We start from the raw sequence: 9,764 nt of genomic DNA, 5'->3' as shown, positions 1-9,764 counted from the left end.
GCCGACAGGAACGCTCGGATGATCGAGACGACCATCGTCGGGTCGGTGCGGTGCGCGAAATGGCCGTGGCCTTCGAGCACGTGAACCCGGGCACCGGGAATCGCTTGGGCCGCTCGCCGGGTCGCTTCGATGACCGGCTCGGGGCTCTCGCTGCCGGAGAGCAACAAGGTCGGTGCGCTGATCGCATCGAACCGGCCGGCCTCGTAGACCCAGGTCTCCTCTGCTCGGCATTCCCGGGGCGCCGTGTGAGCGCCTGCCACGAGATTCGGCCAGCGTGGGCCCGATCGCAATGCGTCGATCTCCTCGGGTGACATCTCGAGCACATCGAGGAGCACTCGAACGATTGCGCTCTCCCGATCGCCTGCCGCCAGGGCCGCTTCAACGGCCTCGATGGCGCCGGCCGGATAGGTGAGCCCAAGGCTCGGTTCGTAGAGGACGAGGCCATGGACGTTGGAGGAGATGCTTGCCCCACCCATGGCGCAGTTCGCTCCGTAGGAGTGGCCCCACACTGCAACGGGTGCTGCCTTCCGGGTGGCGATGGCGTCGACAACGGACGCCACGTCCTCGAAGTCACGCTCGATCGAGTAACTCTGGCGGTCGCCGCTGCCGCCGAACCCGCGTCGGTCGATGGCGAACGTCGTGAAGTGCTTCCGGAGCTCCTCCACCGGCACCGTCCACGCCGTGTGATCTCCGAAGGAGCCGTGCACCAAGACGATGGGAGGACCGTCACCGTCGACCCATACTGCGAGTGGCGTGCCATCAGCGGAACGAACATGGAAGGAATCCGGATGCTCGGCGCTCGAGGGGATCACTCAGCTCCTTCCCAAGGGCACGGTCCGGAGACTATCGGAAGGGGACGAAGGACCTCGCCTCCAGCGCGTGCGATGGTCTCGGGGTGGGGTCAGTCGTCGAGCCGGGGTGGGCGACGAGTCGCGGTGGCGCGGCGCTGCTTGGTCGACCTCGGGACTAGCCGGCCACCACTGTCAGCCGCGGCTCGAGGTCGGTTCGGCACAGTGCATGCAGGAAGCAGGTCTGCTCACCCATCTCCAGCAGCCTGCGCGAGAACTCCTCGTCCTCGGGAGTGTCGACATACACGTGGGTGTCGACGGGATCGGCCCGGCCCGCCGTTCCGGCCCGGCCGGAAGCCCCACCGAGCGAGAAGTGTGTGTCCTGGACGATCCGATAGTGATCGAGCCGCTTCTTGGTGATCGCCGCGTAGCGCCCGAACTGGGTCATGAAACAGAACCCGATCCCGGCAGAGATGAGCGTGGCGGCATCGGGTGCTCGGCCGGGCTGACCGTGCGACGGCTCCTCCGACAGGAAGCGAAAGCTCGAACCGGTCGGCTTGAACAGGGTGATCTCGATGTCCTTGACGCCGTCGTCGCGGATGACGCAGGTCGCCCGGACGTGGAGGGTCCGTCGCTGTTCGGCCTGCAGGCTCGAGCCGCGGCCTCCGTCGCCGTCGTGCCGATCAGCCGGGTCGCTGCGGAGCACCAGTTGGTCGGCAGCGTCGGGACCACCCACCGTGACCTTCTCGAACCAGTCGGCGAGGTCCGGCAAGGCCGGCGAACCGAGCGGGGCGACTCTTCCCGGTGGGATCGCCTCTCCGTTGTGGGTCAACGTGAAACGGCTCGTGTTGGAGCCACGGAGTAGGCCGTTGAGCGGCGAGGCATCGACGGCGTCGGCGCACAGGCTGCGGATGTCGCGGTCGCCGTCGGCTTCGATCTCGACCTGCAACTCAGGAGGCAGTGCTCCCCCCACCATGGTCCCCTGGATGGCCGACCCTTCCATCGTGTAGTAGTTGTCCTGAGTGAGGCGAAGCGCGCCGATCCGCATGCCGCGCTGACGCGCCAGCTCGGTGATCTCGGTGACGTAGGAAGCCGCCATGCCGGCGCTCAGGAACGCAAGCGGGAACGGTGCCTCGTCGTGACCGTTGAGGTAGGGGCCCTCATCGCTCACCAGCCTCCAGACGGCGCCGGTGGCGCTCGACACCACCAGTGCCTCCTTCTGCATCCCGGCGAGCGATCGCCCCAAGGTACGGACGGCGACATCGTGTCTCGGTTCAGGCAGCTCGAGAGCGAGGTCGGACGCGTTCCCAGCAAGGAAGAAGCGGGGACGGTCGTCTCTGCCAAGGACGTTGTCGCTCATGTGTTGCTACCCCTCATCGAGTAGCGCCTCGGCCAGCCGTAGTGGCCGGTCGACTTGCCGGATCGCCACCACCTCCCCGCCGCGCCCCGTCGGCGGGTCAGGCGTCGGATTTCCGTGATCGTTGTCGACCGAGACTGAAGCGCCCGTCACGTCAACTGTCCACCAGACTGTAGGCAACCCCTGGGAGGGGCTTGCTCATCGGGAGGACGCGGAGCCTCGAGTAGCACGAGGTCGCCTGGGGCGTGGACCGCTAGTGGTGCGTCGTCCTCGTGACCTCGGCTCTGGACCGTCGGGCCGACGCCGCAAACCGGGGACGCCACACACTGCCCGGCCCCCTCGACTCGGCCTGCGGCGCTCGTCGATCCCCCGGAGACCGGGGGATGAGCGTAAGAAGCTGAACCGAGGGACACACCTGCCAACCGCACGGACGGCCACACAAACGCTGTCTCCCGCTCGGCGGGGGACCGGCGAGCGGTCGCCCTGCGACCCGAGCCGAGGGGGCACTTGGCCGCCAGACACTGCCGGACCCCCTCGACTCGGCCTGCGGCGCTCGTCGATCCCCCGGAGACCGGGGGATTGCGTAGAAGCCTGCCAACCGTACGGACGGCCACACACGCTGTCTCCCGCTCGGCGGGGGACCGGCGAGCGGTCGCCCTGCGACACGAGCCGAGGGGGCACCTGGCAGACCGGACCTCCGCGTGGCCCACGCCGCAAACCGGGACAGCCGCGGCCCGTGGTCATCAATCCCGCGACAGACCACCAGCACGAGATGGTCGCAGCCCCAGGCGCGGGCCGCGATCGGGAACCCGGAGGAGGCTGTGACGATTCTGACGAGCGTCCTCGCCGACCCGGCGAGCGAGCGGTCCCTTCTGGCGGAGAGCACCTCGGTGAGCGAGGTTGCTCGCGGGGTCCTGGCTGAGCTGAGTGAAAAGCTCGACCCGGAGGCGTTCTCGGCTGCCGACCAGCGCGGGACTGCACTGACCATCGAAGTCATGAGCACGGAGATCCTGGCCGGCACCTCGGGAGCCGGCTGAGCCCCAGCCTGGCTGTCTGGACATGCGGCCGCCGACCTTCCGCAGCCTGATTCGATCATCGACGGGTGAAATGCGCAGGCGGGAGTGTCAGCTCGACACGGCCCTTCGCATCACGGTGTCGCGCTCGCGCACCTCGACAGGGTCGAATCCCCGGGCGTCGTACAGGGATCTCGGACCGCGGAAGTGGCCGGCGTCGTCATCTGCCTCGCTCGCGTTCCTCGGATATCCCTCGATCGAGTCGGCACCCCGGTCGGCTGCATCGGCGATCGCCCGGTCGAGGAGTGCGGCGGCGATGCCGTGGCGACGGTATGGCGGGGCGATGAGGAAGCACGACAAACCGACGACCGATGCAGGGTCGGGGCCGTCGGGATCGACGTCGCGGTAGAGGCCATACTCGGAGCGGGGCGAGGCGTTCACCCACCCAGCGGGCCTCCCGTCGACATAGGCGAGGTACCCGAACGTCGTGCCGGTGCGGAGTCGCTCGACCATCGTCGCGCGGATATCGCGCCAGGGGCGCTCCGGCTCGTCGTCGGTGGCCGGGGCGTGGGGCTCGAGGCAGTAGCACGACGCCCACGACGGGTTGCCTGCGAAGGCGTCGTGGTCGAAGAACCCGAGCCAGTCGTCGATCCGGTCCTCGGTCACGGGATGAACCGTGACCTCGCCGATGGCGGGGAGTCGCTCTGTGGACCCGGTGAGACGCTCGGTCGCCTCGGCGAAGTTGCGGGCGTAGTTGCGGAGCGCCTGCTCGGGATACGACCAGTCGTGACTCTCGCGGGCGTGGGTCAAGAACCGTTCCTCGATGGTGTCGGCGTCGTCACCCTCGATCCGGGCGTCCTCGGCGAAGCACTCCATCCACATCGCAGCCTCCCTGCCAGGCGACTCGTACGGCATCGCCGCAACCACAGGCGGCGGGCCCAGACTCTACGAGACGCCCCGCCGATCGGGAGACGTGCTGCCGGCCGGCACCCGAGCCGCCGGGCCTCGAGCTGCCGAAGAGAGCAGGCAGTCGGCGGCGGCACTGTGCGTCGCAGACCTCAATGCGAGGCCGACCCGTCGCTTCCGAGGGATCCATCGGCTCCACCCGGTCTCCGCGCCCGCCTGTGGTGTTCTCCGGATTGCGGGCGTGGTGGTTGCTCAGAAAGGAGCAGCCGGACACGTCGATGAGGCATGAGAGGTGCTCCACGTCGTTTCGAGGTTCTCGGCCCAAGCAAAGGCGGTGCTCGTCCGTCTACCCTCGCAGTATGCGGAGAATCGTCCTCGTCCTCGGCCTCGTATTTGGCATGGTCGTCGCGCTCGCCTCGACCGCGGAAGCGATCTGGAACGAAGGTCAGTCTCCCAATGCACAGCAGGAATGGACCCTGGATTCCGCCAACGGTTGTGCGGAGGTCTTCTTCATCGGGGCACGTGGTTCTGGTCAGAACGACGATGCCGCCGGTCCTCTCAACATGGGCGATCAGATCGAGCGGCTCTACAGGCTCTTTGCAGCTCGCATCCACGATCATGCGATCCCCGGAAGCAAGCGTCTCGCGAGATCGGCGCCCGTCGGCGTCGACTATCCGGCGCTCGGAGCGTTCTCCATCATCGGTCCCTATTTCGACAGCGTCGCCGAGGGCTCCGACGACGTCCAGGAGAAGATCGACGCCATCACCGAACGCTGTGGAACGAAGACGAGGTTCGTGCTCGCCGGGTTCTCACAGGGCGCCAACGCAGTGACCCTGGCTCTCACCGAGATGGAGCCAAACCAGCGGATCGATGCCGTCGTGCTCGTGGCCAGCCCCGTCTTCGAGCAGGGCGAGGCCGGTACCGAGTACGGAGATCCCCCGGCCGGGTCCGCCGGCATCTTGCGGTCGATCTGGGACCTCCCCGTCCCGGACTGGGTGGCCGATCGAACGATTGCGATCTGCAAGCCGCTCGACATCGTGTGCACCTCGACCGGCTTCGGCCACGCCAACTACGAGAACCCGATCCTCGGGATGGCCGCCGACGACGTGCTCGACTGGACCGTCGACGACCTCACCGCGGTGCCGCGGTGCAACAGTGACCGAGCCTCGCACGTAGGCACCGCCAAGAAGGACCGTATCCGAGGGACCTCGGGTGGTGACGTCGTCTACGCCCGGGGCGGAAGCGACAACATCAAGACCTTCGGAGGCAAGGACAAGATCTGCAGCCACGGGGGCGCCGACACGATCAACGCCGGCTCAGGAAGTGACCGCGTTTGGAGCGGGTCGGGTCCCGACACGGTCGAAGGGGGCACGGGAGGCGACGTCATTCGTGGTGGAGCAGGTGACGACACGCTGAAGGGCCAGGGCGGCGCCGACGTGTTGAATGGCCAGGGTGGCACGGACTCTTGCATCGGTGGTGCGGGCAGCGACACGATAAGCAGTAGCTGCGAGTCGTCCGACTAGGCACCGCGGCCGGTAGCAGCGTACTCCGGCGCAGTGCCGGTTCGTTTCAGAGCTCGAACTGGACCCTCGCCGTGATCTCTCGCTGGGTGACCGAAGCGACGAGGTCGGAGGCCGCATTCATGGTGGGGTGGGCGAAGTAGGCCTCGAGCGCCTCGCGATCCTCGAAATCGCCGACGAGGACCATATCCCAGTTGGCGGGTTTGCGCCCGATGTCGAAGCCGACGGTGTACCTCATGATGGTCGGAACCTCGTTCTGAAGGGCGGCGAGAGAGTTGCGGGCGGCGACCTTCTCGTCGTCCGTGACGCCTTCTCTCCACTTGAACATGGCAACGTGGCGGATCAACCCGTACTCCTCCCGCAATGACTTGGTGTCCTAGCACGCGAGGATATCATCTGCGGGTCCGCTGGTACAATGCTGTGATAGAGCCGATACGTGACTGAGGCGAGCGAGGAGGAGACACAGCGTGCACACGCCAAGCGACATGCGTCGCATCGACTTCAACAGCCCGCTCCCGTACTACCACCAGCTGGCGGAGATCCTTCGAGAGGAGATCGAGCGCGGCACCTGGGGTGTCGGCGAGCTGATCCCGGCCGAGGGGGCTCTCACTGAGATGTTCGGTGTCAGCCGCTCGGTGACGAGGAAGACCCTGGACATCCTCGAAGGTGAGGGGCGCGTGCTGCGCATCAAGGGCAAGGGCACGATCGTGACCCGCCCGAAGGTCTCGTACCACGCCGTCTCTGCCGCCGGGGACTGGTTCTCACCTCGTGCCGAGACGTATCGGCTCGGCCGCGTGATCAGCGCCGGGCGAGTGCCGGTCGGCGGCTACATCGGCCGCCTCCTCGACATGGCGGCGCGCGAGGACATCTGGGAGATCTCCCTGACACACGCATCGGGTGACACGACGGTCTCGCTCAGCCAGCTCTATCTCCGGATCCAAGGGACGCTGTCGGTCGGCGCCCCCCCGGAGTTCGAGCCCGGCGGCCCAGGAATCCTCAACCAGCTCGCCACCAAGTACCAACTGGAGCTGACCACGGCCGAATTGCAGATCGAGATCGTCGAGGCGTCCGAGTTCGAAGCCGAGGTGCTCTCGGTCCCGCCCGGGTCACCGCTCGCCCAGCTCAGCACGATCGAGTCGGGCAAACGGCTCGCCGGCTTCGTGCGCACCGTCGTGCGCCCAGAGAACTTCTTCTTCGCGGCCTCGCTCCATAGGAACCCCGAGGTGCTCCGCAACCGCAGCCTGTCGACGCTCGCCGCAGAATCGTCGCGCTGACGCTTGCTCAGCCGTGGTCGACGTCGACCCAGCGGCGTTCGGCTGCGCTGGCGACGATCGCTTCGAGGACCGCCACCGCGGCGCGCGCCTCCACTCCGCCCGTCTCCGGCGTGGCCTGACCGTCGATCGAGCGGGCGAACTCGTCGAGCTCGTCCGCCACGGTGTCGATTTGCGCGATTTCGAGATCCTCCTGGTCCGTGGTCCCGCGGCGCTGAATCGTCAGGCGGGCACCGTCGCCCGTGTTTCGGGCAATCGCATCGGTGCCGAACACCGCAACATCCACGGCAGGCCCCGTCGCTTGCGACGTGGACAGCGTGCCGACGGCGCCGGACACGAATTCGAGCAGGATCGACGTGACATCGTCCACCTCGCCCTGCGGGAGCGATCGTTTGCTGAGCGCCACCACCCGGGCGATCGGCCCGGCCAGGTAATGGAATGTGTCGATCTGGTGGACCCCGAGAGCCGACATGCCGCCTGCGGGCGTCTCGTCGAGCCTCCTGCGCCACTCCGCCAACGCCGGGTTGAACAGCAGCGGCGCATCGTGCACCGCACCGAGCTCGAGCACCTGGCCGAGCGAATCGCTCTCGATCAGCTCCTTGATCCTCCGGTTGGCGGGTTGGCGCCGGCGGTTGTGGCCGACCTGGAGCACCACCCCGGCCTTGCGAGCCGCCTCGATCGCCCGATCGGCTTCATCGGTGGTGAGCGTCAGCGGCTTGTCGACGAAGACGTGCTTGCCCGCCCTGGCCGCAGCGACGACGAGATCGGCGTGCGTCGTGTGAGGGGTGGCGATCAGCACGCCGTCGATGTCGGAAGAGAGCAGGGCGTCGAGGGAGCCGGCCGGCTCGCAGCCATGCTTCGAGGCGAACTCCTGGCGGCGTTCCCGGTTCCTGGCGAAGCACCCGGTGACACGAACCCCGTTCAGCTTCTGCGTCGCACTGGCGAGCACCCCGCCCCACCAGCCGAGCCCGATCGACCCAAGGTGGACTCCGTCGGCTGTCACGTTGTTTCATATCCTGTCATCCCATCACCATACCTGTCGATGGAGAGGTGGCGACGCGAGCCAACATCGATCCCGGGGCCGCTCGCTGCGACGGGCGAAGCGCCAGCGCGTCCGCGCTGGCAAGCACGGTCCCGTTGTCAGGCTCGGATGTTCGTATGATAGGATGAGGATTGGGCTGATCTCATCGATGGGAGTGAGAGATGTATCGATTCCGTGGAATCACCGGTCTGGTAGTCGCCCTGCTCCTGGTGGTGGCGGCGTGTGGAGACAGCGACGAGGGCACCGACACGACGGCCGCACCGGGCGGTGGGCAGACCACCGAGACCACGAGCCCGGACGAGGGCCCCGCACGCGGTGAGGTGCTCAGGGTCGCCCTTCCCAACTTCGCCGAGGAGAACCTGAACCCGCTCATCATGGACGGCGTCACGTCCCTCGACCTGAGCGTGCTCATCTTCGATCCCATCGTCATGATCGACGTCGACGGAGGGTCGCTTCCCGGCGTCGCAGATTCCTGGGACATCGATGAGGACGGCCTCGGCGTGACGCTCCACATCCGAGAGGGCATCGAGTTCCACAACGGCGATCCTCTCACGGCCGAGGACGTCGTCTTCACGTTGAAGTCGTGGATGGATGAAGAGCTCGTTCAGACTGCCACCAATCCCCGCTGGCCGAACCTCGTGGAAAGCCCGGACGACATCGAGCTGGTCGACGAGTACACGGTCCACGTCACGACGGTCTTCGCGGCCGACGCCCTGATTCCGTTCTTCTCGCCACTCGAGGTGAGCGCCAACCTGGTGCTGCCCAAGAACTACATCGAAGAGGTGGGTTGGAACGAGTTCAACGAGAATCCCATCGGCTCCGGTCCGTGGCAGTTCCAGTCCTACGCCCCCGGTGACGAGTTCACGTTCACTGCGCTGGACTCGCATCCGTTCCGACCGGTGCCCGGCTTCGACGAGCTCCAGGTGCTGCTGATCCCCGAAGCGGCAACTCGTGAAGCCATGCTGCGCAACGACGAGATCGACATCGCGGCGATCTCGATCGAGACCGCCAACGACATCGACGCTCTCGAAGACGTGACGGTCGAGGAGCGGTTCGGAGGCCAGATCACCCTGATGAACATGGGAACCTGGTTCTCCGAGGACGAAGTCGGCGCCCTCGCCAACGTCCAGGTGCGCGAGGCGCTCTCTCTGGCGATCGACCGCCAGGAAGTGGTCGACACGCTGTTCGACGGCCGCGCCGTCGCGGTGCCCGGCAGCCTGCCGGCAACGATCCTCCCCGGCGTCCAGGGCATCGAGTATGAGGACTGGGACCTCGACCAAACGCTCTACGATCCCGACCGGGCCCGCGAGCTGCTGGCCGAGGCCGGCTACGCCGACGGCTTCACCCTCCGGGTGTTCGCCCAGCCGCTGTCGGGGGTCTCGGGGGACCTCCTCGCCGAGGTCTTCGCGGCGTACTGGGACGAGATCGGAGTCACGACCGAGATCATCCCGATCGACCTGGCAACGATGGAGGAGATGTCGGCCAGGCCGCCGCTCGCCGAGGACATCTACGGCGCCATGAAGATCCACCGCCGTCCTCCCGCCTTCAGCGACGAGACCACCCTGGGGAAGTACCACTGGGATCAGGCGAACGGCGAGGCCATGCTCGGTCCTGAGGGCGAAGGGCATGTCCCCGACATCCATGAACGTCAGAGCGCCCTGCGAGCACTGTCCGGTGACGCCCGGGTCGCCTATGCGCAAGAATTGGGCGAGTTGATTTCGTCGTTGTACGTCTCGCCAACAGTGCTCAACTACAACGCCGTGTGGGGCATCGGCAACAATGTCGGATCCTGGTCGCCGAACGCGGTGCTGTCCCAGGTCGGCATGAGCCTCGAGACCGCGCAACCTGCGTCGTGATCCGGTGGGTG

9 protein-coding genes are annotated in these 9,764 nt (G+C 67.0%); 4 read left to right on the top strand and 5 right to left on the bottom strand.

Features of this window, described 5'->3' with window-relative positions; all coding sequences use genetic code 11:
• Positions 1 to 812 (bottom strand): alpha/beta hydrolase (locus tag VGC47_04700; GenBank protein ID HEX9854592.1); only part of this gene is annotated, 812 nt, incomplete at its 3' end.
• Between the two features lie 154 nt (positions 813 to 966).
• Positions 967 to 2,148 (bottom strand): OsmC family peroxiredoxin, encoded by a 1,182-nt coding sequence (locus tag VGC47_04695; GenBank protein HEX9854591.1) that lies wholly within the window; start codon positions 2,146 to 2,148, stop codon positions 967 to 969.
• Positions 2,149 to 2,966: 818 nt separating this feature from the next.
• Between VGC47_04695 and VGC47_04690 the strand changes: the two genes are divergently transcribed.
• Positions 2,967 to 3,182 carry a hypothetical protein gene (locus VGC47_04690; protein HEX9854590.1) on the top strand — a complete coding sequence of 72 codons (216 nt, stop codon included), beginning with the start codon at positions 2,967 to 2,969 and terminating at the stop codon, positions 3,180 to 3,182.
• 87 nt (positions 3,183 to 3,269) lie between these two features.
• On the opposite strand, the gene VGC47_04685 is transcribed toward VGC47_04690, so the two are convergent.
• Positions 3,270 to 4,073: a GNAT family N-acetyltransferase gene (locus VGC47_04685; protein HEX9854589.1), complete on the bottom strand. Its 804-nt coding sequence runs from the start codon at positions 4,071 to 4,073 to the stop codon at positions 3,270 to 3,272.
• Between the two features lie 350 nt (positions 4,074 to 4,423).
• On the opposite strand from VGC47_04685, the gene VGC47_04680 reads away from it, so the two are divergent.
• Entirely contained in the window at positions 4,424 to 5,587 is a 1,164-nt protein-coding gene (locus tag VGC47_04680; GenBank protein HEX9854588.1) for a cutinase family protein, read from the top strand.
• A 46-nt stretch (positions 5,588 to 5,633) separates the two neighbouring features.
• Here the strand turns inward: VGC47_04680 and VGC47_04675 are convergent, their stop codons facing one another.
• Entirely contained in the window at positions 5,634 to 5,930 is a 297-nt protein-coding gene (locus VGC47_04675; GenBank protein HEX9854587.1) for a Dabb family protein, read from the bottom strand.
• 121 nt (positions 5,931 to 6,051) lie between these two features.
• Between VGC47_04675 and VGC47_04670 the strand changes: the two genes are divergently transcribed.
• On the top strand, positions 6,052 to 6,858 hold the full coding sequence (locus tag VGC47_04670; GenBank protein HEX9854586.1) for a GntR family transcriptional regulator: 807 nt from the start codon (positions 6,052 to 6,054) through the stop codon (positions 6,856 to 6,858).
• A 7-nt stretch (positions 6,859 to 6,865) separates the two neighbouring features.
• Here VGC47_04670 and VGC47_04665 read toward each other — a convergent pair whose 3' ends face one another.
• Positions 6,866 to 7,858 (bottom strand): Gfo/Idh/MocA family oxidoreductase, encoded by a 993-nt coding sequence (locus VGC47_04665; GenBank protein ID HEX9854585.1) that lies wholly within the window; start codon positions 7,856 to 7,858, stop codon positions 6,866 to 6,868.
• Positions 7,859 to 8,058: 200 nt separating this feature from the next.
• Between VGC47_04665 and VGC47_04660 the strand changes: the two genes are divergently transcribed.
• The gene (locus VGC47_04660; protein HEX9854584.1) at positions 8,059 to 9,753 is read left to right on the top strand and encodes an ABC transporter substrate-binding protein; all 1,695 of its coding nucleotides are present in this window, start codon (positions 8,059 to 8,061) and stop codon (positions 9,751 to 9,753) included.
• The last annotated feature ends 11 nt before the right edge of the window (positions 9,754 to 9,764 follow it).

The organism is Acidimicrobiia bacterium (assembly GCA_036396535.1).
Classification (GTDB): Bacteria; Actinomycetota; Acidimicrobiia; order Spongiisociales; family UBA5794; genus DASWKR01.
This window is presented reverse-complemented; position numbering and strand designations above follow the sequence as displayed.

Bases quoted from the DNA above. Each gene is read 5' to 3' on its own strand.
- VGC47_04695 (HEX9854591.1), bottom strand. From the start codon at position 2,148: ATGAGCGACAACGTCCTTGGCAGAGACGACCGTCCCCGCTTCTTCCTT.
- VGC47_04685 (HEX9854589.1), bottom strand. From the start codon at position 4,073: ATGCCGTACGAGTCGCCTGGCAGGGAGGCTGCGATGTGGATGGAGTGC.
- VGC47_04680 (HEX9854588.1), top strand. From the start codon at position 4,424: ATGCGGAGAATCGTCCTCGTCCTCGGCCTCGTATTTGGCATGGTCGTC.
- VGC47_04660 (HEX9854584.1), top strand. From the start codon at position 8,059: ATGTATCGATTCCGTGGAATCACCGGTCTGGTAGTCGCCCTGCTCCTG.